This window comes from Deltaproteobacteria bacterium (genome assembly GCA_016235345.1).
Classification (GTDB): Bacteria; Desulfobacterota; Desulfobacteria; order Desulfobacterales; family Desulfatibacillaceae; genus JACRLG01.
Window position 1 is genome coordinate 273,465 of sequence record JACRLG010000002.1, and the last position, 26,391, is coordinate 299,855.

General features: G+C 59.6%; 25 protein-coding genes and 1 pseudogene. 6 read left to right on the forward strand and 20 right to left on the reverse strand.

Annotated elements, in window-relative coordinates; all coding sequences use genetic code 11:
* Positions 1-2: 2 nt before the first annotated feature.
* The 11 genes and pseudogenes from HZB23_01945 to HZB23_01995 all read right to left on the reverse strand — a co-directional run bounded on the left by HZB23_01945 (position 3) and on the right by HZB23_01995 (position 10,649).
* Positions 3-794: an enoyl-CoA hydratase gene (locus HZB23_01945; GenBank protein MBI5843414.1), complete on the reverse strand. Its 792-nt coding sequence runs from the start codon at positions 792-794 to the stop codon at positions 3-5.
* 150 nt (positions 795-944) lie between these two features.
* Positions 945-1,910, reverse strand: a complete 966-nt coding sequence (locus tag HZB23_01950) for a DUF561 domain-containing protein (GenBank protein ID MBI5843415.1) — start codon at positions 1,908-1,910, stop codon at positions 945-947.
* Entirely contained in the window at positions 1,891-3,459 is a 1,569-nt protein-coding gene (locus HZB23_01955) for an AMP-binding protein (protein MBI5843416.1), read from the reverse strand. Before HZB23_01955 ends, HZB23_01950 begins: the two co-directional genes overlap by 20 nt.
* 59 nt (positions 3,460-3,518) lie before the next feature.
* A complete protein-coding gene (locus HZB23_01960) occupies positions 3,519-4,283 on the reverse strand; it encodes an NAD-dependent protein deacylase (protein ID MBI5843417.1) in 765 nt (254 codons plus the stop codon).
* A 66-nt stretch (positions 4,284-4,349) separates the two neighbouring features.
* Positions 4,350-5,147, reverse strand: coding sequence for an enoyl-CoA hydratase/isomerase family protein (locus tag HZB23_01965; protein MBI5843418.1), 798 nt, complete (start codon positions 5,145-5,147; stop codon positions 4,350-4,352).
* 5 nt (positions 5,148-5,152) lie between these two features.
* Positions 5,153-5,620, reverse strand: coding sequence for an FKBP-type peptidyl-prolyl cis-trans isomerase (locus tag HZB23_01970; protein ID MBI5843419.1), 468 nt, complete (start codon positions 5,618-5,620; stop codon positions 5,153-5,155).
* Positions 5,621-5,739: 119 nt separating this feature from the next.
* Complete coding sequence (locus tag HZB23_01975) at positions 5,740-6,150, reverse strand: pyridoxamine 5'-phosphate oxidase family protein (protein MBI5843420.1); 411 nt, start codon at positions 6,148-6,150, stop codon at positions 5,740-5,742.
* A complete protein-coding gene (locus tag HZB23_01980) occupies positions 6,137-7,924 on the reverse strand; it encodes a VWA domain-containing protein (GenBank protein MBI5843421.1) in 1,788 nt (595 codons plus the stop codon). The genes HZB23_01975 and HZB23_01980 overlap by 14 nt, the downstream gene beginning before the upstream one ends.
* 9 nt (positions 7,925-7,933) lie before the next feature.
* On the reverse strand, positions 7,934-8,782 hold the full coding sequence (locus HZB23_01985; GenBank protein ID MBI5843422.1) for a MoxR family ATPase: 849 nt from the start codon (positions 8,780-8,782) through the stop codon (positions 7,934-7,936).
* A gap of 385 nt (positions 8,783-9,167) precedes the next feature.
* A pseudogene (locus HZB23_01990) lies at positions 9,168-9,506 on the reverse strand (hypothetical protein).
* A gap of 240 nt (positions 9,507-9,746) precedes the next feature.
* Positions 9,747-10,649, reverse strand: a complete 903-nt coding sequence (locus HZB23_01995) for a hydroxymethylglutaryl-CoA lyase (protein ID MBI5843423.1) — start codon at positions 10,647-10,649, stop codon at positions 9,747-9,749.
* 97 nt (positions 10,650-10,746) lie between these two features.
* Between HZB23_01995 and HZB23_02000 the strand changes: the two genes are divergently transcribed.
* Together HZB23_02000 and HZB23_02005 are read left to right on the forward strand one after the other, a co-directional pair.
* Positions 10,747-11,340: a DUF4125 family protein gene (locus tag HZB23_02000; GenBank protein MBI5843424.1), complete on the forward strand. Its 594-nt coding sequence runs from the start codon at positions 10,747-10,749 to the stop codon at positions 11,338-11,340.
* Positions 11,341-11,550: 210 nt separating this feature from the next.
* Positions 11,551-13,125, forward strand: a complete 1,575-nt coding sequence (locus HZB23_02005) for an acyl-CoA carboxylase subunit beta (protein ID MBI5843425.1) — start codon at positions 11,551-11,553, stop codon at positions 13,123-13,125.
* On the opposite strand, the gene HZB23_02010 is transcribed toward HZB23_02005, so the two are convergent.
* The 6 genes from HZB23_02010 to HZB23_02035 form a co-directional block, all read right to left on the reverse strand.
* Positions 13,044-14,696 carry a bifunctional metallophosphatase/5'-nucleotidase gene (locus HZB23_02010; GenBank protein MBI5843426.1) on the reverse strand — a complete coding sequence of 551 codons (1,653 nt, stop codon included), beginning with the start codon at positions 14,694-14,696 and terminating at the stop codon, positions 13,044-13,046. The two genes, HZB23_02005 and HZB23_02010, sit on opposite strands and share 82 nt — an antisense overlap.
* A 16-nt stretch (positions 14,697-14,712) precedes the next feature.
* On the reverse strand, positions 14,713-15,210 hold the full coding sequence (locus HZB23_02015; GenBank protein ID MBI5843427.1) for a hypothetical protein: 498 nt from the start codon (positions 15,208-15,210) through the stop codon (positions 14,713-14,715).
* Between the two features lie 45 nt (positions 15,211-15,255).
* A complete protein-coding gene (locus HZB23_02020; protein MBI5843428.1) occupies positions 15,256-15,735 on the reverse strand; it encodes a YbhB/YbcL family Raf kinase inhibitor-like protein in 480 nt (159 codons plus the stop codon).
* Between the two features lie 327 nt (positions 15,736-16,062).
* Positions 16,063-17,631: an AAA family ATPase gene (locus HZB23_02025; GenBank protein MBI5843429.1), complete on the reverse strand. Its 1,569-nt coding sequence runs from the start codon at positions 17,629-17,631 to the stop codon at positions 16,063-16,065.
* A gap of 39 nt (positions 17,632-17,670) precedes the next feature.
* A complete protein-coding gene (locus tag HZB23_02030) occupies positions 17,671-18,111 on the reverse strand; it encodes an Hsp20/alpha crystallin family protein (protein ID MBI5843430.1) in 441 nt (146 codons plus the stop codon).
* 272 nt (positions 18,112-18,383) lie between these two features.
* Positions 18,384-19,358: an SMP-30/gluconolactonase/LRE family protein gene (locus HZB23_02035; GenBank protein ID MBI5843431.1), complete on the reverse strand. Its 975-nt coding sequence runs from the start codon at positions 19,356-19,358 to the stop codon at positions 18,384-18,386.
* 258 nt (positions 19,359-19,616) lie between these two features.
* On the opposite strand from HZB23_02035, the gene HZB23_02040 reads away from it, so the two are divergent.
* Genes HZB23_02040 through HZB23_02050 form a run of 3 tightly spaced genes read left to right on the forward strand, consistent with a single transcriptional unit; the run spans position 19,617 to position 22,556 of the window.
* On the forward strand, positions 19,617-20,876 hold the full coding sequence (locus HZB23_02040) for a site-specific DNA-methyltransferase (protein MBI5843432.1): 1,260 nt from the start codon (positions 19,617-19,619) through the stop codon (positions 20,874-20,876).
* Positions 20,873-21,904, forward strand: coding sequence for a DHH family phosphoesterase (locus tag HZB23_02045; protein MBI5843433.1), 1,032 nt, complete (start codon positions 20,873-20,875; stop codon positions 21,902-21,904). The genes HZB23_02040 and HZB23_02045 overlap by 4 nt, the downstream gene beginning before the upstream one ends.
* Positions 21,905-21,929: 25 nt before the next feature.
* Entirely contained in the window at positions 21,930-22,556 is a 627-nt protein-coding gene (locus tag HZB23_02050) for a nitroreductase family protein (GenBank protein MBI5843434.1), read from the forward strand.
* 26 nt (positions 22,557-22,582) lie between these two features.
* Here HZB23_02050 and HZB23_02055 read toward each other — a convergent pair whose 3' ends face one another.
* Positions 22,583-24,238, reverse strand: coding sequence for a phosphotransferase (locus HZB23_02055; protein ID MBI5843435.1), 1,656 nt, complete (start codon positions 24,236-24,238; stop codon positions 22,583-22,585).
* Positions 24,239-24,251: 13 nt separating this feature from the next.
* Entirely contained in the window at positions 24,252-24,689 is a 438-nt protein-coding gene (locus HZB23_02060) for a PaaI family thioesterase (GenBank protein MBI5843436.1), read from the reverse strand.
* A gap of 77 nt (positions 24,690-24,766) precedes the next feature.
* Between HZB23_02060 and sfsA the strand changes: the two genes are divergently transcribed.
* On the forward strand, positions 24,767-25,462 hold the full coding sequence (gene sfsA / locus HZB23_02065) for a DNA/RNA nuclease SfsA (protein ID MBI5843437.1): 696 nt from the start codon (positions 24,767-24,769) through the stop codon (positions 25,460-25,462).
* A gap of 213 nt (positions 25,463-25,675) precedes the next feature.
* On the opposite strand, the gene HZB23_02070 is transcribed toward sfsA, so the two are convergent.
* A complete protein-coding gene (locus tag HZB23_02070) occupies positions 25,676-26,113 on the reverse strand; it encodes a DUF1499 domain-containing protein (protein MBI5843438.1) in 438 nt (145 codons plus the stop codon).
* Positions 26,114-26,391 lie beyond the last annotated feature (278 nt).

The following is a 26,391-nucleotide window of genomic DNA, read 5'->3' on the forward strand; positions in this document are numbered from 1 at the left end:
TGTCAGCGCCCCTTGAAAACGGGCTCGCGTTTTTCCAGGAAGGCCCCGAAGCCCTCTATGATGTCCTCGCTTTTCATGCACACCGAAAGGGTGTAGCACTCGTAGTCGAGGGCCTCGGCCAGGGTCCATTTCCCGTAATTCTGAAGCCCGCGCTTGGCGAAGGCCACGGGGATGGGGGCGTTATGGGCCATGCGATGGGCCATTTCCCAGGTGGCGCTCTGAAGCTCTTCGTGGGGGACCACCTTGTTCACCATGCCGATTTTAAGGGCCTCGGCGGCATCCACCACCTCGCCGGAAAAGATCAGCTCGCAGGCCTTGGCGTAGCCCACCAGTCGCGGCAGGAAATGGATTCCGCCCCAGTCCGGGTGGACTCCGCGCCTCACGAAGACCTGCCCGAACTTCGCCTTTTCGCTGGCTATGCGGATATCGCAGGAAAGGGCCAGATTGCACCCGCCGCCTGCGGCGGTTCCGTTCACCGAGGCTATCACCGGCTTTTCCATGGAGTTGATGAGCATCACGGCCTGGCTCATGGCGGGGCGCTCGGCGGAAACGGCGGCATCCAGGGCCTTGGTGGTGCCAGCCGCGAACTCCCCCACGTCGCCGCCCGTGGAGAAATACTTCCCGGCACCCGTAATCACCACGCAGCGCACGTCTTTATCAGCCGCCACGTCGGTGAGCGCCGCCACTATCTCCTGGCGCATGAGCCCGCCGAAGGAGTTGTACCGGTCCGGGCGGTTCAGGGTGATGGTGGCCACATGTTCCTTTTTGTCCAGCAGTACGTGTTCCCAGTTCATATTGCTCCTAATCCGCCCATCTAAAAACGCGAACTGCTGTGTCAGGCGCGAGCCGGACAGGGCTGGTACATTGCCTCTCCAGCCCGGCTCGCGCTGCCCCGTTCATCGTTTTTATCCAGGCTTAGTTTTTATCTTTCTTAACGTTATAATCTACCCGAAAGCTGAAAAACTCCGGGCGATGACTGCCACGCCCGAAACCAGCTCGTCCATGATTTCGGCAACGGATTTCACCGAGCCGATGAGGCCCGCTATCTGGCCGCAGGGCATGACGGCGGTGTCGCGGTCCCCGCCCTGCATCACGTAGGCGGCGTCGCCGGATGAAACCATGGCGCTGTCGGCCTCGTTTGAGGCAAGGCCCGCCACTATGGCCGTCACCTTGTTTTTGAGAACCCTTATGGGCATGGCCTCCTTGCCCAAAAGAAGGGTGGCGTCGCAGTCGGCGCACACGAGGCCATCTTTAAAAAAGCCCGGAACCGGCGATTCCGCGCTGGCCACGAAGCGGGTGCCCATCTCCACTCCTGCGGCACCAAGGGCGAATGCGGCGGCGATCCCACGGGCGTCCGCGATTCCTCCCGCCGCGATGACCGGAATCCTCACCGCGTCCACAACCTGGGGCACAAGGCACATGGTGGTGATGTTTTCCCGGCCCACGTGCCCGCCGGCCTCGAAACCCATGGCGATGACGGCGTCAACCCCCGCGTCCTCGGCCTTCTTGGCCAGCTTCACCGAGCTTGCCTTGTGAATCACGGTGAGATTGCCGCTTCTGGCCAGGCTCATGATCTTGGCCGGGTTTCCGGCTGACGTGGTGATGGTTTTGATTCCCGATTCAATGGCGATCTCAATGGCCTCGAAGGCGTTTTCACGATAAACCGGCACGTTGATGCCAAAGGGCTTGTCCGTGAGAGCCTTGGCCTTTGCGATCTCGGCCCTAAGCTCCGGGCCGGAAAGGCCGGATGCGCCAATCTGGCCGAAGCCGCCCGCGTTGGAAACCGCCGCCGCCATTTCGCCCATGGTGATCATGCGCATGGGCCCCAAAATTATGGGATAGCGGACCCCGAGGATTTCGGAGACCCTGGTGGCCCAGCCGGGGCCCTTGTCAGCCGTTAAGTCTCGCACCGTATTTTTCCTTCAGCTCGGATTTCTTCACCTTCATGGTGGCGGTGAGGGGAAGCTCCGCCACGAACTCGAAGCGCGTGGGGTGCTTGTACTTGGCGACCTTGCCCTGAAGATACTCCACTATCTCCTCTTTGGTTATCTCCTGGCCGGGCATGGGCAGGATGAAGGCCATGCCGGTTTCCCCCCACTTGTCGTCGGGAACGCCGATTATGGCGACGTTCTGCACCTTCGGGTGGCCGGAGATCACCTTCTCCACCTCTGCCGGATACACGTTTTCGCCGCCCGAACGGTACATGTCCTTGGCCCGGTCCACGATGTAGAGAAAGCCCTCCTCGTCCTTGTAGCCAAGGTCGCCGGTGTGGAGAATCCCGTCGGTGATGGTGCGGCGGGTGGCTTCCGGCAGGTTCCAGTAGCCGCTCATCACGGTCGGCCCCTTGGCCAGGATGTCGCCGATCTCGCCGGGGGGAAGCTCGTTTCCGTTCTTGTCGCCCACCCAGACGTGGGTGAAAAATCCGGATTTGCCGATGCTTCCCATCTTGCGCTGGATGTCCGCCTTGGGCATTAAAGTCATGGCCGAGCACTCGGTCTGGCCGAAGCCCTGCTGCATGTAAAGGCCGCGCTTGGCAAGCTCGTCGAAAAGCGATGGGGGGGTACGCTCGCCGCCGCCCAAGACGGTGTGGACCGAGGACACGTCTATCTGGTCAAGTTTCCCGGTGGCCAGGATGAAGCGCCACATGGTGGTGAGGGCCAGAACGATGGTGGCCCGGTAGCGCTGGATATCTTCCGCGAACTCGTCCGGGTTGAAGTTGCGGCGCATGATGAGCGTTATGCCGCCGAAGATGGAGGGCGTGGCCACGATGAAGAGGCCTCCGGAATGGAAGAGCGGCATCTGGGCCACCATCACCTGGTCGCCGCCCGCGTCCTCGGAGGTGTAGAGGGCGGTCTGGAAGCACTTGAAAAAGGTCTGGCCGTGGGACAGCACCGCGCCCTTGGGGTTTCCGGTGACGCCCGACGTGTAGACGATGGCGAGCGGATCGTCCATCTCCACGGGGGTGTCGGGCCTGGGCTCCGCCGCCTGCCTGCCGTTCAGCTTGTCGTGGTAGTCCTCGGCCCAGGCCGGGCAGGTGGGCTGGCCGGGGTTGCCGCTTTTGGCGAAGACGAACTTGTCCTCCTCCACCGTAAGCCGCCCCTTTATGCCGTCCACCGAACCTAAGAAGGAGTCGTGGAAAACGATGAGGCGGGCGGCGCAGTCGTTTATCTGGTACTCAAGCTCAGGCCCCACCAGCCGCCAGTTGAGCGGCACGAAAACCACCCCCAGTTTCGCCGCCCCGAAGTAGAGCTCCAGAAACTCGATGCAATTGAGCATCAAAACCGCCATTCGGTCGCCCTTCTTGAGGCCCTTTTTCTGGAGATAATGGGCGCAGCGGTTGGCCCCCTCGTTCAGGGCCCTGTAGGTGACCGGCTCGTCCTCGAAGATGATGGCTGTCTTTTCCGGGTGCTGCACGGCCCTCTTGTAAATAATGTAACCCACGTCCCATTGAACGCCCATGATAAATCTCCTTTCGTGAATCCAAGGCCCGGTTCCGGCCTGTTGCGTTTCAACTGTTTTCAGCCCGTCATGAGTTTCAAGAGCGCCGGGAGCGCCTGGGCTGACCTTTCCCGTATCACGGCGTCCGCGATATTGGTGAGGGCGCTTTCGCCGGGGTTGATCTCGACGATGAGCGCCCCGCGCTCCCTTGCCCGAAGCGGAAGCGAGGCCGCAGGATGCACCAGCCCGCTCGTTCCGCAGACAAGCATAAAGCCGCAGTTTTCCGCAAGAGTTACGGCTTCGCTTAGGTCCTGCACCGCTTCCCCGAAGCCGACGAAATCGGGCCTTAAGATTCCGTGGCAGGCCATGCAGCGCGGAAGCTCCCCCAAAAGTGCGGAAAGGCCGGTTCCCGAAGCCTTTGCCGCAAGCCTTTCCGCGACCTCGAAGAACTCGTCCCTCTGCGGTCTCTCCTTTTTCCCGCAGCTCATGCACCGCACTCTCATCACGTTTCCGTGAAGCTCGTAAACGACCCTGCTTCCTGCCCGGTTGTGCAGGTCGTCCACGTTCTGGGTGATGATGCCTCTTATGAATCCGGCCTTCTCCATCTCCGCAAGGGCCGTATGGCCCGGATTGGGAAGCGCCCTTTTGAGGGAGCCGAAGAAATCCCCCAGAATCTGGGAGGCCTTTTCAGGGTACGCTGCGAGAACCCCCAGCATTCCGCCGGACGCGCCCTTGGGGTGGGTGTCCCATAGGCCCCCCTTGTCCCGGTAGGTTGAGATGCCGGATTCCGCCGACACCCCGCTTCCGGTGAGGGCCGCCCCGGCGGGCAGCGACTTGAGCTTCATGGCCAGTTTTTCGAGGTCCGTGATCATCGAAAATTTTCTCCAATGCCGAAAAGCCCTAAAAACACTCTACCTGCCTTTGAAGTTGGGCTTCCTCTTTTCCATAAAGGCCATCTGGCCTTCCCGCAAATCCTCGCTGGCAAAGCCCTCGGCCTGGAGAAGCTCGGCGGCGGCCTTGTCCTCGGCAGAAAGGGAGATTGATTTTTCCAGCATGTTCAAAATCTTCTTGGTGTTCCTTAAGGATATGGGCGCGTTTGAAGCGATTTCCGCTGCCATCGCGTCCACAAAGGGGAAAAGCTCCTCCTTGGGCACAACATGGTTCACGAGGCCCATTTCAAATGCTTCCTGGGCCGTAAAATTTCTGGCCGTGAAGAAAAGCTCGCGGGTTGGGGCCATGCCCGCAGCCTGGATGAATTCCACAAGCCCCGCCGGATGGTAGACGAGGCCCAGTTTCGCGGGGGGCATGCCGACCTTGGCTTCCCGGCAGGCGATGCGCATGTCGCAGCACATGGAAAGGTTCAGGCCCGCGCCGAAGGCGTAGCCGTTCCAGGCCGCGATAGTGGGGTACGGGAAGTTTTTCAGGGATGAGAACGCAAGCTCCAGTGGGTTGTGATTCTTGATGAGTTCCTCCATTTCAGGGCTTACCTGTGTGGGGATGGAGGCTATGTCATAGCCGGACGAAAAGGCCTTGCCCTGGCCTCCTGTTATCACCACGCAGCGCACGGCCCCGTCTTGCGCCCATTTTTCCAGCAGAAGATGCAGGGTAAAGAGCATATCCGTGGAAAGAGCGTTGCGGCGCTCCGGCCTGTTGAAGGTGATGGTGCCCACGTAGTCCTTTACCGATTCCAAAATCGCATCTTCCGCCATCTTGTTCATCCTTCCATAATCGGATTTATTGCGGCGGGTTCCCGATTGACCGGCTCCACCGCTATCACCCTTATGTCGTAGGTCAGGGTCTTTCCGGCCCAGGGGTGGTTGGGGTCCAGGATCACACGGTCCCCCACGAAACCCAGAACCGTGAAGACCTCCCGTTCCCCGGTGTCCGAAAGCCTGGAAAAAAGCTCGCCCCGCGCCGTTGGCGGCGTGGGAAGCTCCCCGGCCTTTATCCTTATCACCGCATCTTCCCGGCGTTCGCCGAAGGCCTTTCCGGGGGCAAGCGTCACGTTTTTCGCGTCCCCGTCCGAAAGCCCGGCCAGGGCGGCGGTAAGCCCCCTTGGAAACCTTTTGTCCCCGAAGGCGAACTTCACCGGGCTTTTCAGATAAATGTCATCCAGAACCTCGCCCGTTTCGTCCCGAACAGCGTAGGTCATGGTGACGATTGTTCCGGGACCTATGAGCATTGAGTCCCCATTATAAGGGCGAACGGAAAACAGGGCTGCATTCCTGGGAGCGCGGGCGTCCCGCCCGCTTTTGCCGCACACAGCGGGCGGGACGCCCGCGCTCCCAGGTTGATGCCCCGTTAAATTCCCTGCCCAAAGTCTAAGATCGGCCTGGCTGACAGAATATTGAACTCCACGTAATGCTTCAGGATATCCGCGCCGCGCCCGATGCGCTCCCGAATTGGACCTAAGAGGGCGTCAAATTTTTCACCCTCGTCGGAGGTGTCGCGCAGTTTGAGATAGAGGCGGCAGCCCTTCATGCCCATGCCGACTCCGCCGTGCATCATGACCAAAAGGGCCGCGTTGGGGTTTTCCTTCAAATTGCCCCAGGTGCGGTTGTCGCCCAGCATCATCATGATGGTGTCGTCGTTTTGAAGGGTGGGGGAGCCGAAGGCCGCAACGTTCACTTCTCCATCCCTGCCGCTTGTGGCCAGTACGTTGGTGCGCTCCCTGGTGGCGAAAAATTCCTTCACAGCGTCACTTACCTGCATTTTTCTCCCCCTCCCGCTTTTGATTATCAATCGGATCAAACCATTTTTTAAACGCAGGATCCTCCCCCATGCGGCGCTTGTCGCCGTACAGGAAGGTCCACTTCAGAAGTTTTTCCACGGCGGCCGGAAGCTGGCCGAAGCTGGTTATGAACTGGATGGTCTTGCCGTATTGCTTTATCATGAGTTGTTTGTCGGGAACCCCCACCCCAAGGGTCACGAGGTGGATTTTTTCGCGGCGGCAATAGGCTATGGCGGTTTCCACGTCAACGCCGAAGTTGCTTTCCCCGTCGGTGACGTGAATCAGAAGTTTCCTTCTGGCGTCTTTGGGCATGTAAAAGCCCGCCGCGATTATGGCCTGGCCGGATGCGGTCTGGCCTGAGGGCGGCACGCTCATGAGTTTCCCGCCCGAATAAAGGCTTGAAATCATGGCGATTCCGTCCATCTCGAAATAGGCGTAAACAGACAGGTTGTTCTTGAACCCGGTCAGGGCCCTGGCGAGGTTTCCCACGGTGTTTTCCACCATGCGCCACTTGCCGCCCCGCATGGAGCCGGTGGCGTCCAGAAGGAGCGTCACGTTCCAGTCAAGGTCCGGGAGGCTCCCGGTCTGGGTGAAGCATTTTCCCGAAATGGGAGCCCGGTACAGGCGGCGCTTGTCCACCTTGCCGCTGGTGAGCCCCCGGGTCACCACCTTTTGCCGCGCCGCGTAATCCGTGAAGATGGCCTTGACGCGCCCCACCATGCGCCGGTCCACCACGGGGTGGGCCGGGATGTTGTAGTCCCACCGGCTCATGGGGGCGACATCCGGGTTATCGAGGCCCGCCACGTTGCGAATTAACGGTGTTATGTCCGCCGAACCCAAAGCAAGCCGGGTCTCGATTTCATGCACGAGGCCGGACGTCAGAACCGCCTTTGGGGGGATGTCGTCCAGCCTGCGCTTTTGTTCGACTTTTTTGGGAAGATAATCGTCGTCCTCGTCCCACCACACAAGCCTTCGGTCCAGCACCGTAAGCCTCGCGCAGATGGCCCCCACGTTTTCCCAGGCGGCCTTGTAGAGCTCGGCCCTCTGGGCGCAGCGGCTGACAACAGACGGTTCCAGATCGGGAAGCCTTTCCAGGGCTTCGGTGAGTCCCCTCAAAAAAAACATGGGCGGCTCGTAGACCGGTTCCAAAAGGCGCTCCACGTTCTTGGTCCAGGTGGACATCCACCACAGGTACACAAGGGCGTCCATTGTAAGGATTTCGCTTCTGAGCTTGGCCGCCATTTCCGCAAGAGCCCGGCCACGGGTCTTTGCAACGTAGCGGCCAAGGACCGAGCGGTCAGCAAGGCGGTCAACGTAGATGTCCTCGCCGGTCTGGACGATCTTCTGGAACATCACCCGGTGAATGCCGGAGAGCGTCTTGAAGTACGGGCCAAGGCTCTTCCATACCCGCTCGGTCCACTCGGTTTTGAGCATGGCCTCGTGGGTGACCAGGCCCACCAGGTAGTCCATGCGGTTGCCCGGCACCGGGTACTCGCCCATTATCATGGCCGGGTCCACCACGATGGAGGCCGCGTCCCCGTGGCTCATGCCAAGGTACTCCACCCGGCCCGTGTTGGGCCCGATGGAGCCGGTGATCTTCCTAAGCGCCCTCAGCACGTTGGCCAGTTCCGTGGGCTCGGATACAGACACGTTCTTGCGCCAGAAGGGCGAGAGGGCCTCGGCCCCGGCGCTTGAAGGCGGGGGCGGCGGGGCGGCGTCCTCCGCCCTGGCGAAAACAAGGGGTGTGGGGCCCATGCAGTCCATTTAATACGATCTGTACCTTCCCTGGTCGGAAGCCTCGGTCTGTCCGGTCTTGAGATGAAGGGAAAGAAGCACCGATTCCAGCGCGTCCTTTGAAACCTGGAGCGAGAATACGAAGGCGTCACGAACGCTCGCCCCCACCGCCACCATCTCGGCGATCATCAGCGTATGGCGCGTGGAGACCACGATGGGCTCCTGGGTGTTGCGCCGAAGCTGGTTGGACACCGTCACTATGGTTTCCGCGTCCTTGCGGGAGACGCCGGTTTTGAGATGCAGAACGTCGGCCTCCACGTCCTTGGGGAGATAGTCCAGGAGGGTGACGTAGAAACGGTCCCGGAGCGCTGCGTCCAGCATCTCGGTTCCCACGAATTCCTCGCCCTCGTTCAAGGTGGCGAAAAAAACCACGCCGGGGGCGACCTTCAAAAGGCCAAGCTCGTCCAGGTAAACCTGCCGGTCCTGGGAGAGCACCGAAAAAAGCATGTTGAGCGCCTTGGGGTGTTCGGGCCGGTTGATTTCCTCTAAGTGAATCACGCAGCCGGGGGTCTGGATGGCTTCGGGAAAGAGGAATTTCTGAAAATAGGTCTCGCCGTCCTTCAAGCGGTGCTCGCCGAAAAGCTGGCCCGGCTCCGAGAGGATGCCTATCTGGAAGGTGGCCAGGGGCCGCTTGTTGCGGGCCGCGAACTGGCGCACCATGGTGGATTTTCCGCAACCCTGCTTTCCGGCCACAAGCACGTTCACCGGGTGGCGGTCGGAGAGCTTTTTCACGAGGGTCATGTTTTCAATGACCTCGCCCGGAAGGAAATAATGGGGCTCAGGCGCGGGAATGGCCAGGCCGCACGCGTTTTCGTTCATGACTCTCCCTTGAAAGCAAGTGAGGATTTCCTTGATTGTCAAAGCCTTGGCGTTTTCAATCCGCCGTAATAAAAAGCGTATCCGCCGTTTTATTCCGCAAGGATGGTGCCAAGAAGGACCGGGCGGGAAATAAATATTCAAGACCTTGATTTTAATTGAATTGTTAAGCAAGAAACACGTTACGGGGATGGGCGGGGAATTTTAGGGCCTTAAACGGAAAATGGGCCATAATGACCCACTTTCCAGGACGTAAAAAATTAAGTACCTATAATCACGATATTTTCTAATATGCGTGTCAAAAATGACCCATAATGAGACTTTTATTCCCAGTGGGTCAAAACCGCCCAGCCCCTTTGGGTTCGAAACCGGGCGGCCAAATCGGGCCTCAGAAAAAAAGTTCCCTCTGGCGCTCTTTTATGAAGGCGTTCAGTTCCTTTATGTTCCAGCGCTGGTTCATGGACCGGAGCTTGGCGATCACCCGCCTCGCCTCCTCCAGCTTTTTCATGTCGGATGTCTTCTCGAAGTCCTTCAATTCCTGGCAGAGCCCCTGCATCTCGATGTGTTCCTCCTCAAGGCCCTCGGCCCGGCTCAACAGGACGCGCGCCCCGCAACGGGGGCACTCGCGGAGATCGCTCTCTCCGCAAGCCGGTCAGCCGGACGCGCAAAGGTACTTGAATTCCAGGTAATCGCTCTTGAAGCCGCACTTCTGGCATTTCAGATCCATGAGTTCCTCCTTGAAAAGGTAAGCGCCCGTCCAAAAACGCGAATCGCTGTGTCAGGCTTCACGGCGCGGGTCGTCATGTACGAAAAGTACTACTCCTCCCCGCGCCGCTCGCCAACCTTCGCGCTTCATCGCGTTTATAAAAATTGATATCCAGGCTTGCATCCGATCTTTTTTCGGACTGACGGAGGTTACCATATTGAATATGCAAGATTCCTGCCCGAAACGCCCGCCATGCCGGGCCTACAGCGTCCTGCCCGACATCGCCTCATGGAAAAGCCGAGTTGTTTCCTCAACTTTTTCAAGGTCCACGCCGGTCGAAAAGCCCTTGCTTTCCAGGATGTTGACTGCCCTTTCGGTTGCGAGGTTTCCCGGAGCGCCCGGCGCGAAGGGGCAGCCGCCAAGGCCGCCGAAGGCCGCGTCGAAGCGGGTCACGCCCATCTCCAGCGCCGCCAGAAGGTTTTTCACCGCAAGGCCCTTCGTGTCGTGAAGATGCATGAACACGCGGTCGGAGGGGGCGAAGCGGAGAATTTTTTCCAGGAGGGAGCACGTCGCCTCCGGCGTTCCCGACCCCACCGTGTCGGCGATAACAAGATATTCGGGGCCGAGCGACCACAGCCTTCCCGCAAGTTCCGCAACGTCATCCTGCGGAATCCGGCCCTCGTAACCGCAGCCGAAGGCGCACTGCACGTTGAGCCAGAGCCTCATTCCGCTTGATTTACAAAGGTCCGCGATTTTTTCGCATTCGGAAAAAGCCGCCGCCCTGCCTAAGCCCGTGTTCTTCCTGCTGTGGGTCTCGCTGGCGGAAACCCCGGCCTCGATTTCAGCCATCCCCGCCCGCTTGGCCCTTTCGGCTCCGATAAAGTTCAGGACAAGGCCCACAAGGCGTGTTTCCGGCCTTTTACCCAGCATGGACAGGACTTCCTCGGCGTCGGCCATCTGGGGCATCAGCTTCGGATGCACGAAACTTGCAGCCTGAATTATTGATAACCCGGCGTCAGCCAGATTTCCGATCATCCGGGCCTTAAAGCCTGTGGGGATGAACCTGGATTCGGACTGAAACCCGTCCCGTGGCCCGACCTCGCGGATGACGGCGACTGGCTTTCCGCCGAGAGGCCCGGAACGGCATTTTTCATCAATCATCATGGATTGCCATGTCCCCTTTCCCGAAAGCCCGGCCCTGCGCCTGGACTCTTCTTATACAGTTTACAGAAATCCTCCCAATCTTTCAACCGGAGGCCCCATGAGCACCCCCTACGACCATGCCGGAAAACAAGGCGTCATCGCTCAGATACTTTCCATCGAGCTTTCCATGTTCCTCTCGGTCCGAAGCCTCGAAAAGGCCTCCTGCCAGGAGGACCCGGAGCGCTTCAAGGTGATGCGGGCGGCCCAGTTTTCGGCCTGGAGCGAAAAGACCCTCGAAAGCTACCTTAAAGACCTCAAACGGGCGGAATCAGAGGGCGACAACCTCATGACCTTGAAGTACGCCCGCATGGACGATCTCATCCCGCCCCTGAGCCAAAGCCCTTTGATACCGGCCATCGTTGAGATTCAAAAGGGGTGGCAGCGCGAGCTTGCGGAAAAATATCCGGGGGTCATGGGGCGCGGCAGGGGGATTTCAGACGACGACGGGGGAGAACGGGGAACATCCTTCGAGCGCTACCTGAAAGGCGAGCTTGAGACATATTCGGAACAAACCTTGCAAGAACTAATGTCCGACGCGCAGGAGTATCTGGATCGAAACGAAAACATGGCCCAGGCGATATACGAGGCGATGATAAGGGAGCTTGGCTACGAGTCGCTTGAGGAGGCGGAAGCCTCCATACAAGCCCGGTGAAAAACCGTTTCGTGGCTATTAACTGTTTTCAGCGGGGGGATTTTCCTGGGAGCGCGGGCGTCCCGCCCGCATTGTGCTGCAAAAGCGGGCTGGACGCCCGCGCTCCCAGGGGAAAAGTTCCCTGTTCATTTCAAGGGCAAGCTGAAAATTGTTGAGAGGCACAAACCGTTTTAAAACGCCGGTGTCAAAGGAAACCTTCGGGAGGAAACAATGGACCCCTTTTTCGAGAAAAGACTCAACGAACTCGAAGCCGTGCGGCAAAAGGCCCTTTTGGGCGGCGGCCAGGAAAAAATCGACAAGATGCACGCAAAGGGCCATCTTACGGCCAGGGAGCGCCTGGACGCCCTTCTGGACGAGGGCAGCTTCATGGAGCTTTACCAGCTCGCGGGCCACGCCAACGACCAGCCCACCGACGGCATAATCTGCGGCGCGGGGGAAATCCACGGCAGGAAGGTCTTCGTCTATTCCCAGGACCGCACGGTTCGCGGCGGCTCGGTGGGCATAGAGCACGGAATAAAGATGTACCGCACCATCGAACGCGCCCTTGAGATGCGCGCCCCCATGATCGGCCTGCACGACTCGCCGGGGGCCAGGGTGCCCAACTCAAAGGAGCTTGACCTTCTGGGGCAGCTGAAGCGCTCGATTTTCTCCAACATCTCCGAAAAGCACGGGGGAAGCGTCTTCTACCCAAACACCCTGGCGAGCGGAGTCATCCCCCAGATTTCGGCAATCCTGGGCTCCTGCGGCGGAATTTCCGTTTACAGCCCGGCCCTGAACGATTTCATCTACATGGTGGATAAATCCAGCCACATGTTCATCACAGGGCCCTTGATGGTCCAGATGGTGACGGGCGAGGCCATAAGCATGGAGGATTTGGGCGGCGCGAAGGTCCACGCCCAGGTTTCCGGGGTCTGCGACTTCCGCTGCCCGGACGAGGCCGCGCTTCTTGCGGACATCCGCGCTCTCATGAGCTTTCTGCCCCAGAACTGCGACGAGAATCCGCCAGTCTACCAGTGCGACGACGACCCGGACCGGAGCTGCGACGAGCTTTACGACATAGTGCCGTCAAGCCCCTCGACGCCCTACGACGTGCGGAAGGCCATAGAGGTCATCGTTGACGACGCCTTTTTCTACGAGGTGAAGGCCGAGTTCGCGCCGGAGGTGGTGACGGGCTTCGGCAGGCTCAACGGCGGCACCGTGGGCATAGTGGCCAACCAGCCCAACTGCCTTGCGGGGTCTTTAACGGTCAACTCCAGCGACAAGCAGGCGCGCTTCATACGATTCTGCGACTGCTTCAACATTCCGCTCCTGCTTCTGGTGGACACTCCCGCCTACATGCCGGGCTCGGACCAGGAGTTCGCGGGCATTATCCGCCACGGGGCCAAGGTGTTGTACGCCCTTTGCGAGGCAACCGTTCCCCGCATAAGCCTGGTTCTGCGCAAGGCATACGGCGGCGGAAACCTTGGAATGGGCGTGCTTCCGGGGCTCGGAACCGACATGGTTCTTCTGTGGCCCACAATGGAAACCGGAATTTTGGGGGCGGAGCAGAGCGTGATGCTGCTTTACGGGCAGTCCAGCTTCGGGGACAAGGAGTACCTCGCCAAGAAACTGGCCGAATACAAGGAAACCTACGCCAACCCCATCTACGACGTAAGTTCCAACATGAACGTGGAGGACGTGGTGACTCCGGCGGCCACCCGCAGCTACCTTATCAAAGCCTTCGCCATGCTTTCGGGCAAAAAGAAGGAGCTTCCAAGGAAGCGCCACGGCAACATTCCGCTGTAGCCCAGGGATGCGGAAAGCGGTAGCCTTATTCGGTCCTGGGGCTCGCAATAATCAAGCACCTGGCCCGCCTGCCCGTAGCGGGTTTTGAGGTGGCGGGCAAGAAGAAGGGCCGCCGTGGGATGGACCGAACGGCGCTCGGCGGGGATGTCCCGGAGCACGGTGTAGCCGTCCCCGCCCGTGGCAATGAAGCTGTTGACTGCAAGGGTATAGACCTTACGGTTGTCCAGGGGCTCGTCGCCCACCCTGACGTCAAAGGCCCCCACCAGGGGGACCAGGGTGAAACTTAAGCCCGAAACCTGGGGAAAGCCGCCCTTGCCCGCCTGTTTGGCCCCGTGGTGAAGCGCGTTGGCAAGCTCGGCCCCGGTGATGGACACGAGATGGGTGGGGCTTTGGGCAAAGGGCAGAAAGGCCTTCACGTGGGCCAGGGTGACCGGGCCCGCCGGAAGCGCCGCCCTTATGGCCCCGCCGTTTATCATGGCTGCGTCCGCCCGAAGCTCGAACCTCATGGCGTCGGCCACAAGGTTTCCGGCAGGGGTTTCCCCGGTGCGCATATTCCTGGCGTCAACCTTGAGCAGGCAGCGATTCTGGGCCAGGACCTCGTTTTCCGCGTCGGGAACCGCCTCCTTTTTCTGGGCGATCAGGCGCGCCATTTCCGGGTCTTCCGAAAGCCCTGCGGTGACCGGTATGAGCCTTGCGGAAACCCTGGCCGGGCGCTTGCGCAAAAACTCCACGTCCATGCGCCCAAGGTATTTTCCATAGCTTCCGGCCTGGACTATATGGGTCCTGCCCACTTTTACCGCTCCCGGAATCAGGGTGTGGGAGTGGGCCCCGCATATCACGTCTATTCCTGAGACCTTTTCGGCCAGCCGCCTGTCCCTTTTGTCTCCAAAATGGGTCAGAAACACCACAAAATCGGACCCGCGCGACCTTAAATCGGCCACAATCGCCCTGGCCTGGGCGGTTTCGCCGCTTACCTTCACGTCCTTCAAAAAAGACGGCTCCACCGTTGGGCTTTCGACGGAAAAATCATCCGCCGCCACAAGCCCCGCCACCCCCACCCTGATGTTTCCCACCGTGAACATACGCGGCGCTCCCACCGGTTGGCCGGAAACGGAAAGGTTCGCCGTAACGCAGGGGGCCTTGATTTCACCGATAAGGGCCATGAGCCGTCTTGGGCCGAAATCCAGCTCGTGGTTTCCGAGGCAATAGGCGGATAGGCCCATCATGTTGAACATGGCCGCCTCCACCGCCCCCTGGCCAGCGTTCGACAGGGGCTGACCCTGGACGAAATCGCCCGAATTGAAGACCAGGGTGGGAATCCCTGCCTTTTCGTTGGCCTTTTGAATGTCCTTTACAAGTTTCACCAACCGGGCCGCCCCGCCCGCCGCCCCGTCCTTTTCGGGCCTTTCGGCGGCGTCCAGCGCGCCGTGAAAATCGTTGAAATAAAGTATGCACAGGCGGAAATCCGGTTTGACTGCCGCCGCGCCCACCGGAACCGGGAGGAAAAGCGAAAGGATCGAAAACAGGATAAGGGGCAGGATGAAAAAAGATGCCTTTGGGCGGCGGGTCATGGCTGGCCTTTCCGGGTCATTTTTCATCGATCAGGGCCTTCGCCTTGCCGGCTATGGTATGGGCCAGGGTGTCCGCGTTTTCCATTACCGAGGCCTCGGTGACCGCATCCACGCCCTCGATGTCGGCCTTCCAGTCCGGGCCGCCCGCAGTTGTTACCAGGACGATCTTATCCCTTTCGGGCGTCTTTGCGATGAAGGCCCGGACGTTTTCGTCCATACGCCAGGCCACCAGGGGAGCCATGAGCACCACCGCGCCGAATTTTTCGGAATCCTGTTCCAAAAGCCGCCCAACGTCGGTGAGAGTGACGGAAAAGCCCTCCGAGGCCAGGAGGGCTGCGGCCTCGCTGGCCGCCTTGGCCTTGAAGGCGCTGTGGTCGTAGGCGATGAGGACCCTTTTCATCGCTTCTGGGTTTCCCAGGGTCTCGGTTTTCACAGTCTTTAGGGAGCAGGCCGGAAAAACCGCAAGGACTGCGATCAGGGCGGCGGCCAGGATACTTGCTCGATTCTTTTTCATATCGCTTTCCTTCAGGCGGGACATCGCATAGCCCCTGTGGCTTCTTTATCTGGCAAAAGTCCCCATCAACTCCGCCTGCTCCAGAATCCTCCCCTGCATGGCTTCCAAGAGGCTCTTTTTGTTGGCTTTTCCAGCCGGAAGCTCGATCATGGAATCCAGGGCATAGACACGGAAAAAATACCGGTGGCGGCCAAGGACCGGGGCCGGGCCGTCGTACCCGAAGCGCTTGAAGGAATTTTTTCCCGAAAGCGCCCCGCTGGCCATCTGTTCCGAGCGGTCCGCGCCTTCGGCAAGCCCGCCCTCCGAGGCCGGGATGTTGTAGGCTATCCAGTGGACCCACTTCAAAAGGGGAAGCCTGGGCCAGGGCGCGTCCGGGTCTTCCGCGATTATGGCGAGGCTTTTGGTTCCGGGGGGAAGCCCCTTCCAGGAAATGGCCGGGGAAAGGTTTTCGCCGCAGGCTGCGTGCTTTTCGGGGATGGCTCCTCCGTCTTTGAAGGACGGGCTCGATACCGTCAGGGTGGACATGGCTCTACTCCCTTGGTTGATGGGCGTGAGGGCGCAGTAATGGGGCGGAATTTTTAAAAAGTAGATACCATATAAACCAAAAGGAAAAAAATGGTAAGCCCGAATTTAGGGGCTGTTTCCGAAAAAAATTTGTGGCACCGAGGCAAGCGAATTCGCCCCGCCGACAAGGCGCGTGACTGAGGAATACTTAACGTATTCCGCAAGGAGCGTTGGCAAAGTCGGCGGGGATGAAGGCGCTACCGTTTGCAAAAGTTTTTTTGGAAACAACCCCTAAAACGCGGGTATTTTGAGCAGGCAGGCCCCGGCCCGAAGGCGCGGCGGAACAGTTCAGATGCCCTGGATTCCGGTGATGACCTCCTGGGAGAGCCTCCGGGGGGTTAAGGTGGTGGTGATGCGGATGAGCCTTCTGGCCGGGATTTCCGAAGGCTCCTCGTAGTCGTCCCTCTGAAGCCCGAAAATCTCCACCCGCCCGTCCGAGGGGTCCTGCCCGATCCTGCTCCGGTTGACCAGACGCCTTTTCACCTCGGTTTCCGGGCATTGGCAGGCCACCGCGAAAAACTCGGCTCCGGCCCCTGATGCAAGGTCCTGGGCCATCTTCCTCTGTGCTGCGGTTTTGAAAGACGCGTCCAGAACGACGCTCTGGCCGTTTTCCAGGCAAAGCCTCGCCTCCCGGAGCATGACCTCGTAGGTTCTTGAGGTGGTTTCCGGGTCGTAAGCCCCCTTCCCGTAGGGGTCCTTGACGTGGCGGGCCGGGTTGATGCCCAGGATTTCCTTTCGCACCACGTCGCTTCTGATCAGGCGGCTTCCGGTGGTTGCGGCGAGTTCCCGGGCAAGGGCGCTTTTTCCGGTGCCCATGAGGCCCGATATGATGATGAGGGTGGGCCGGGAGAAACGGGATGCGTAGGTGAAGGCGAAATCGAGATAACAGCAGGCCCTGGACCAGGCCTCCTTGCGTTCGGCGGAGCTTAGTGACTGGTCGTCGCTTCTGAGGCACAGGACCTTGGCGCGGACGCAGGCCCGGTAGAACTTGTAGAAGGCCAGAACGCCGAAAAGGCCGGGGTCCGTCGCGCACCTGGCGTAGGATGCGGCGAAGTGGTCGGCGAGGTCGCCTGCCCCTGAGTAATCGAGGTCCATGCACAGAAAGGCGATTTCACCGGCCACGTCTCCGTGGCGGAGCGCCGGGGAAAACTCGATGCAGTCGAAAACCACCGGAACGCCGTTTTCCACGCAGATGTTTTCCAGGTGGAGGTCTCCGTGGCAGTCCCGTATTCTTTTCTTTTTGATCCTCTCCTCAAAAAGCGCGGCGTTTCCGCTTATGAAGCGTTCGGCCCAGACGGAGAGAAACCGGTGCTGGAGCCTCGTGAGCACGCTTCCCACGTAGCGCTCCAGAACATCCATGTTGTCCTTGTGATTTTTCCCTATGGCCGAAAGGCTACCGGCCCGGTCAACATCACCGCCGGTAGCCGCTTCCTCGTGAAAGGCCGCGAGCCTTCCGGCAAGAAGGTCCAGAACGCTCTCCGTAAGCCTGCCTTCGGAAAGCATCCGGTCGGCCATGCCCTCGTCGGGAAGCCGCTTCATCACCACGGCCCACTCGGCCACCGCCCCGGGACCTTCAAGGCTGTAGGTCCCGTCCCTGCCCCTGTGGACGGCCACGGCCTTCAGATAGGTGTCAGGAGCAAGGCGGCGGTTGAGGGTAATCTCCTCCTCGCAGAAAAAGCGCCTTTTTTCCAGAGAGGAAAAATCAAGAAAGCCGAAATTCACCGGTTTCTTGACCTTGTACACGAGGTCGCCCGCCAAAAACACCCACGAGATATGGGTCTGCAACACGCTGACCCGCTCAGGGCCGTGGGGATAAAAGCCGGGCTGGGACATGGCCTTTACGAGAGCTGCGCTCACGGAACCTCCTTTCGCCCGGCTTTCGGTTTTTCTGGGGTGCTACCTGATTTTGATGTCAACTTTCTTTTCCGGCGTGGAGGCAGACTTGGGCACCGTAACCGTGAGCACGCCCTTGTCGAAAGCCGCTTCAACGTCCTGGTCGGAGACGACGCCCGGAAGCCTGAATATCCGCTTGAAGGAGCCGTAGTGGCGCTCGGAGTAATAGTGCTGATGGTCCTTCTCCTCCTTCTCCTCCTTTTTCTCGCCCTTGATGGCCAGAACGCTTCCGGTGAGGCTGACCTCTATGTCCCTGGCGTCCATGCCCGCGAGCTCGGCCTTCACGATGAAGCTGTCCTTGGTTTCCACCACGTCCACCTTGGGGTTCCACTGGGAGCCGAAACCCGAAAGCCCGGTTTCCTGGGCGAAACGGTTCCACAGCTCCTCCATGCCTTTCCTGACGGCGGAAAGCTCGCCCCAGGATTTCCAGGGTATCAGGTCCATGGCTGTCCTCCATGATGTTGAATGATGAGGGGGAAACATAACATGGCAACGCAAGAAACGTACCGTTGCCGCCTGCCTTGATTTTCCTTGCTTCAAAAGATAATTCCGCTCGTATTCCTGTCAATTTTCAGGGAATTTGAGGAAAAGCCTGTCGGTATGTTTTACGGTCAGTAAAAATCATTGACTGAATTTTTGACCAGGCGGGGAATCTGATTCATAGGGCGGGACGGGACGCGCACGGAAAAACGCCCGGACGTTCGGGCCGCCTGCCTTCATTGGGCTGAAACCGGGAACATCCACACGCCCCTGCCGTTTTTGGTGAAGCTGCGGCCCTTTAGGCCGAACTCGGTGACGTAGAGGCAGTCGGGCCGGAAACCGGGGCCTTTTCCGAACCGGCAGGACGAGGGCGCTCCCATTTCCGGCACCTGGTGCAGAACTTCGGCGGGCTTGCGGTCCCTTATGGGCAGGAGGGCCTCCTTGGAGTTGTAGCACACCCACACCGTTCCGTCCAGGGCCACGGCAAGGTCGTCCACAACCGGAAGCCAGCCGGAGGGCTTCCATATCTGCTCCTTTTTCCGGGTGGCCATGTTGAGGGCGAAAACCCCGCTTAAGGTCTCGGTGAAATATAGGGTGCCCTCATCCGGGCTGAAGGCCAGCCCGTTCACCAGCCCCGCGCCTTCGAGAAAGACCTCCGGGTTCTGGAAGGATTCGTCCTTCCCCAGCACCGCCTTCAGTATCCGGCCCGAAGGCTCGAAGGGGCTTTCGTTGGACGCCGCGAAATAGAGGTTGCCAGCCTTGTCGGCCACCATGCCGTTCAGTCCCGAAATAAATGGCGAAACCGGGCTTATCACGGAAAAATCCCGGCTCACCCGGAATATGCGGCGCTTCTCCTTTTCGTTCTCCGCAGCCACGTAAAGGGAGCCGTCCGGGGCAACGGCTATTCCCAGGCACATGGAGCCGAGCTTGATGGAGTCTGTTATGCGTCCCTGAAAGGGGTCCTTGGTGGGCTCCACCCGGTATAGTGTGCCGTCGAGGCCGGTGACGAACATGAGGCCCTGGCCGTCGAAAACGAGATTTTCCACCCCCTTCATCCCGGCCACGTATGGATGCCCCCACTGGTCGCCTGCCGGGGCCGGGGCGAATTTCACGCCCTTGCCGCAGGAGGAGAAAGCCGGGAGAAACGCCAAAACTGCGGCCAGGAGCGAAAACGCCTTGAAGAACCGGCTGGGGGCGGAATTTTTACGCATGGCGATTTTCCCGTATCTGTTGTTGGGCCTGCCGCACAGTCTTGGCGGCATCGGCGATTTCATTTTTTCAGCCTTTATGATATAGGAATTAAAAGTCAAAATCAAATTCACCGACGCGATTTGCCCACGTATCAGGCCACTCGGCTTTATATGCCGACCATAACAGGCGAGAAAACAATCACCTGAGACGATACAAGAAGGGACTGGCAGACAATGACCTCCACCCGGCACGCGATAATCCGGGGCGACTCCCGGAACATGCCGGAAACCGCCGATGAATCGGTCCACCTTGTGGTGACCTCGCCCCCGTACTGGCAGCTTAAGGACTACGGCTCCCCGGATCAGATCGGTTTCGCGGACACATATTCGGATTACATCAATAATCTCAACCTCGTCTGGACCGAATGCGAAAGGGTGCTGGCCCCCGGCTGCCGCCTGTGCGTGAACATAGGCGACCAGTTCGCCCGGGCCGCCTATTACGGGCGCTACAAGGTGATCCCCATACGCACGGAGATAATCCGATTCTGCGAGGCCGTGGGCCTCGACTACATGGGAGCCGTCATCTGGCACAAGGTCACCACCACCAACACTTCCGGCGGGGCCTCCATCATGGGCTCCTTCCCCTATCCCAGAAACGGGATTCTAAAGCTCAACTACGAGTTCATACTCATCTTCAAGAAGCAGGGGGCCACCCCGCCGCCGTCGGAAGAGGCAAAAAAGGCGGCGGCCATGACCACCGCCGACTGGAACCTCTTTTTTTCCGGGCACTGGACCTTTCCGGGTGAAAAATCACGCGGACATCTCGCCGCCTTTCCCGAAGAGCTTCCACGGCGGCTTGTTTCCATGTTCACCTTTCCGGGGGAAACGGTGCTGGACCCCTTCATGGGATCGGGAACCACGGCGGCTGCGGCGGCGAAACTGGGCCGCAACTCGGTGGCTTACGAGATCAACCCGGACTTCATCCCCATGATCGAAACGAGGATTATGGACTCCGCCAACGACCTTTTTTCCGAGGCAGGCGTCACGGTTATCCAACAGGACCCGGAATCCGGCTTTGACCCCCAAGCGGCCATGAAGCACCAGCCTTATCTTTTTTCCGATCCGCTTCACAAGCCCCTGAAAAAACTCCGGGGACGGCCAAAGTCCACCTTCGGGTCCAAAATTTCAGGGGACGAGCCTGACCGTGAGGAATATTTCAAGGTGGCCGAAATCCTCCCCGACCGGCTGGTGCTAAAAGACGGTCGGATTCTGCGCCTTCTGGGGGTCGCGCCCAAACCGGGCTTGGAAAACGACGCCCGCGAATTTCTGGTTAAAAAGATCGGGCGGGGGAAAATATCCTATAAGACTGACCCCCTGGTTCCCGAACGGGACGGTACGACCCCCGCCTACGTCTTTCTGGCCAACAAGACCTTCCTGAACGCGCACCTCATAAAGGCGGGGCTTGCCGACGCCTGCACCGACGCCCCTTACAGGCATAAGGCCCGCTTCATAAAAATGATGGAGAACAAAAAACCGTGAACGCAGCGGAACTTGAAACCGACTCCGAGCGCTTAAAGGCCCTTGCGGAGCATATCGAACCGGCTGAAAAGGTCCTGATCGTGACCCACGACTTCCCGGACCCGGACTGCCTTGGGGCGTCCTTCGGGCTTTCCCTGCTTTTTACCGACGCCATAGGGGTAAAGGAGGTTACCATAGCCCACGGGGGCTTCGTGGGGAGGGCCGAAAACCGGGCCATGGTGAGGCATCTGGGCATCTTCCTCCAGCCCCTGTGCTACTGCGACCTTTCCGCTTACGACCGGGTGGTTGTGGTGGACGCCCTTCCGGGCGCGGCCAACATCTCCCTTCCGCCGGAAACGTCAGTCCACGCGGTTTTCGATCATCACCTGGGAACCCCGCCCGAAAACGCCGGTTACTTTTACGATGTTAGGAAAAACGCGGGCGCGGTTTCAACGGTGGTGACGGGCTACCTTGCGGAGGCTGGCATCATCATCCCCCCCCTTGTGGCCACCGGGCTTTTTTACGGCATAAAGACCGACACGGCGGGGCTCTCAAGGGACGCCTTCGACGACGACGTCAATGCGTACAAGCTCCTGTTCGATCTTTGCGACCACGGGGTACTGACGAAAATCGAACACCCGGAAAGGGGGGCGGAATTTTTCATAACCATCCACCACGCGGCGTCCAGAATGCAGATTTTCGGAAACGCCGCCCACGTCTTTGTGGGCGCGGTCTCCACTCCCGATTACGTGGGGGAGATGGCGGATTTCTTCCTTTGCCTCAAAGACCTGGAATGGGTGGTGACGGGCGGGGTTTTCGGGGAGACGCTTTTTTACTCGGTGAGGGCCAAGACCCTGGAAACCGCAGGTAAGGCGGCTGAAAAGATAGGCGTCCTGATCGGCGGAAGCGGCGGCGGGCACGGACGCATAGGGGCCGGAAGGGTTGACGCGGCGGGCCTTTCCGACCCGGCGGGGGACTTGAAGGCCGCGTTTCTGAATGTCCTTGAGATTGAAGGTCAAAAACCGATGTCCCTCTTGGACCTCAAATAACCCACCATAACTTAAGGAGGAGCCCATGGACTTTCTGGAAGTGGCGGAAAAACGCAGGGCGGTGAATTTTTTCGATCCGGCCAAACCCATCTCCGACGATCTTCTTCGGAAGGTGGTGGAAACGGCGGCCAAGGCCCCCTCAGGCTTCAATCTCCAGCCCTGGAACCTTATGGTTCTGCGCGATTCCGCAGACAAGGCGAGGCTTCGGAAGATCGCCTGGGACCAGCCCAAGATCACCGACGCGCCTGTGGTTCTCATCTTTCTGGCCGACCGGGACGGATTCAGAAAGGGGCATCCCACATTCGAGCGGGATTTTTCCGAGATGGTTGCAACCGGGCTTCCCAAGGAGAAATATGACTGGTTCGTGGGCGCGGTGGACTCCCTCTACGGCACGAGCGAGCTTTTTTCGCTGGCCTTCGGAGTCAAGAACACGGCTTTTTTCGCAATGGCCCTCATGTACGCGGCCAAGAACTTCGGCCTTGACACCCACCCCATGGACGGCTTCGACCACGACGCGGTGAAAAAGGAGTTCAAGGTCCCGGACCGCTTCTGGATTCCGCTCATCATGGCCGTGGGCTATTTCGACGAAACAAAAACCTTAAACGCCCCCAAGTGGCGCAAGGGCTACGACGACATCGTGGTGAGCTTCTGAGGCAAAAAACGTGCGCGGCGGCTTCGTCAAAGGGAGGCCACCAGCGCCGCGAACCGGGGGGTGCGGGAGAGGACGGATTTTCTTTTCTTGAGGGATTCCAGGGCCAGGGGAATGTGCTCGGAAAAGCCCGGTTTTTTCTTCACCTGCGACAGGAACGCGAAGGCCCCAAGGGCCTGGAGGTTGCGGAAAAAGGCGCAAAGCCAGTAGCGGTGAAGGAAGTCCTCCGGGTCAACTCGAGTGAGGTGCGAGAAATGGCCGAGGTAGGAGTCAAGAAGGCTCGCCTGGAAGCCGGGCGAAAGATTCGCGTAGGGGTCTATGAGAAGGCTTGCGAGATCGTACTGGGCGGGGCCAAGCCGACCTGACTGAAAATCTATGAAAAAGGGCTGGCCGCCTTTCACCATGATGTTGCGGCTTTGCATGTCCCTGTGGAGAAAAAAGGAGGGCTCGCCGCTCGTGGCTTCCTCGGCCAGGGGGCGCAGTTCGGGCAGAAAATCCGAAGGATCGACGCCCTTGCCCCTAAGGCCGTTCACGAAGGCGTCCAGAAAATACCCGGCCTCCCGGTCCATGATGAGGTCCGCGTCGTAGCGCGGCGTCTGGAAGGTCCAGGCCGTGTCGAAGCCGTCAGCCCCCCGCACGGCCATTTTTGCGAGATTTTCCACAACCTTCCGGTAAAGGGCCTCCCGCGCCCCGCCCTCCCTGGCCGCTTCCATCAAATTCAGGTCGCCCAGATCCTCCACGTAGACGTGGCCGGTGAAGGGCTCGTAAAAGGCGATTTCGGGAACCGGAGCGCCGGTTTTTTTCAGATGGGTCCCTATGCTGAAAAAAGCGTCGGCCTCGTTGACGGAAGGCCCCTGCCTGAGGCCGTGGGCTGCCGCCACCAGGCTTTTTCCGTGCGCCTCCACCCGGAACCAGCGCCTGTCGCCACCGTCCCCGCAAAGGGCGGTCACCGAAAGGTCCCGGCCCCCGGCGCTTATTCCCCTTTTGCCGAAGGCGGCCACGGCCCCGGTTTCGAGGGCCGCGCGCTCGTAGCCCTCAAAACTCCCCATGTCGTGCCAGAAGGGCCGGTCGAGGGTCATGGCCCGAACCGTCAGCCCCGCCTCTATCATGGCCTCGTAGGCCGTGATGGAACTATACGGGATGCCATCGGGGATGAAATCGAAAATGGCCGGGGAGACGGCCTGGATGCCGGTGAAGGCCAGGAGTTTTTCATCCGGGGGAACCGGCTTGCGCTTGAAACCCGTGATCCTGCCACCTTCAACCACCACGCTGTTGAATTTCGGGTAATCGTGCAGGACCAGGGTTGCGGCCCCCCCGTGGGAGCGGTGGAAATCCGCCACCGCCTTCAAATCGATGTCCGTCACGATGTCGGCGTTCACCACAAGAAAGGGATCGCTTCCGAAGAAGTCCCGCACGTTTTTGATGCCGCCGCCGGTGTCCAGGAGCACCGGCTCGTAAACCGCCCGAACCTTGATCCCGAAGTCGTTTTCGGCGAGGTAGGCCTCGATCTTTTCGTGAAGATGATGAAGGTTCACCACCACGCCGTCGCAGCCCGCCCTTGCAGAGGCCCGTATCATGCGGCCCAGCACGGGCTCTCCTGCCACCGGGAAAAGCGGCTTGGGCGTGGTTTCGGTTAAGGGCAGGAGCCTGGTTCCAAGGCCCGCCGCCAGGATCATGGCTTTCATGGGCATTGTGGCGTTATTTCATTAAATTTTCGTTGGGCACCGGCATCATGGTTACAGTTGCTTTCGCTGCGGGCTTTTCCGGGCCGAAAACCGGGTCGAACACAACGGACTCCGCTACCACGATCAACCTTCCCCTTCGGACCACCTTGGCCTCGCACCTAAGCTCGCTTCCCGCCGCCGGGCGGAAGAAATTGATCTTGAACTCGATGGTTAAGACGCGGTAATCCTCGTCGGTCACGGTATAGGCTGCGTAGCCCGCCGTGTGGTCGGCCATGGCGGCCATTACCCCGGCGTGCACGAAGCTGTCCTGCTGGCGGTGGTCTGCGCGTACCAGAAGATGCGAGGAAAAGGCCCCCTCGTCCACCTTTTGGGCCGTAAAACCGCAGAAGGCGATGAAGCCCCGCGAAAAATCATTCGCCAAAAAGCGTTTCCGCTCTTCGGATAGTGTCATTGAACCATCCCTTCGGAAAAAATCCCATGCCCGACAAAACCGCCGAAACCTGCCCGGAAGCGCCTTTGAAAGGCTCCATCGCCCTGCCGCCGCTGATTCCCGGCACCCTCGTCCGGCGTTACAAGCGTTTCCTGGCCGATGTTGAGCTTTCCGACGGAAGCACAGTCACCGCCCACTGCCCCAACTCCGGCAGGATGACCGCCTGCTGCGAGCCGGGACGGCCGGTGTATCTGTCGGTTTCCGATAACCCCAGAAGAAGGCTTGCCCACACCTGGGAGATCATTCTCATGCCCCAAAGCCCGGTGGGCGTCAACACTCTTCTTCCGAACAGGCTGGTGGCAAGGGGGATTAGGGACGGCGCGATTCCGGGTTTTTCGGGCTACGATACGATAAAGCCGGAACCGCGCCTTGAAGGTGGCTCCCGCCTGGACCTTCTGCTTGAAGGCCCCGGAAAGCCCGGCTGCTACGTGGAGATCAAAAACTCAACCCTGGTGGAAGGAGGAAAGGCACTCTTCCCGGATGCACCCACCACGCGCGGGGCAAAGCACATGCGGCTTCTTGCCGACCTTGCCGGAAAAGGCTTCCGGGCCGTGATCTTCATTCTTGTGCAGCGGCAGGACGCGGAAACGTTCTCACCGGCGGACTCCATAGACCCGGCCTGGGGCGCGGAAGTCCGGGCCGCCGTTGCTTCCGGCGTGGAGCTTCTCGCCTGGGACGTTCGCATCACGACGGATAGAATCAGCCTGAACCGCCCTGTGCCGGTGATCCTCTAATCCGGGAGCGCGGGCGTCCCGCCCGCATTGACTGTAATACTGAAGCGTCCGTCATTCCGGCGTAGGCCGGAATCCAGTCTTTTTGCCGTTCTTTTTGCCGTTTGCAGCTTATTTCTGGACCCCGGCCTACGCCGGGGTGACGGAGCCTCCCCCGGCGCAACGCCTTGGCGACGGACGTTACCTAATCCATTGAGCTACAGACATGCGAAAAACCTACCGCCCCTCAAACATATTCCTCATCTTCTCCACCCTCTTCCGGTTCACCCCGAAATCCGAGTATCCCATCCGGGCCGCCGATCTCACGTGGATAATGCCTTTTTCCGGGTCGGCCAGAAATTCGACGTCGTCCTTGAATTTGAAAACCCCCGACGAAAACACCGCGTGGATGTAATCATCCCGGCGCTCAACGATTTTGCCGCCCTTCATGCCGGAAATTATTTCGGCCAGGCGGTCCAGGGCCTCTTTTGCGTCCTTGTTGAACCGGAAAGGCTCCACCTTGTGCCTTGCATCGGCGGCCTCGCTCGAAACGCAGTTGGGGGAGTTGGGGCAGGCGGCAAGGCGTCCGCCCGCAGCGCCGCTCCCGCTGGAGCCTGACGCGCATCCCAGAAAAAACATGCCAAGAAGGGGAAGCAAATACCAGAAATGTTTCATGGGGCCTCCTTGATAAAGGGGGGAAGATTGGGGATATCCGGGTCCATTGTACGATCTCGCCGGGCATTCCGCAAGAAGGGATGATCCGGTCGGCTCAAAAACCCTTTGAGTAAGCTCTACTGTCTGTAAAATTTAATTATTTAGTTTTACTGAATAATTGTCATTCGGACTGAATAAAAACATCTTGACATCAGTTTGACCACCATTTAGCATTCTGACGTTTGATGCCCGTAGAACCCATAACCCGTAGCCGGTCCGCCTTTCCTTCCTCTCGGAAG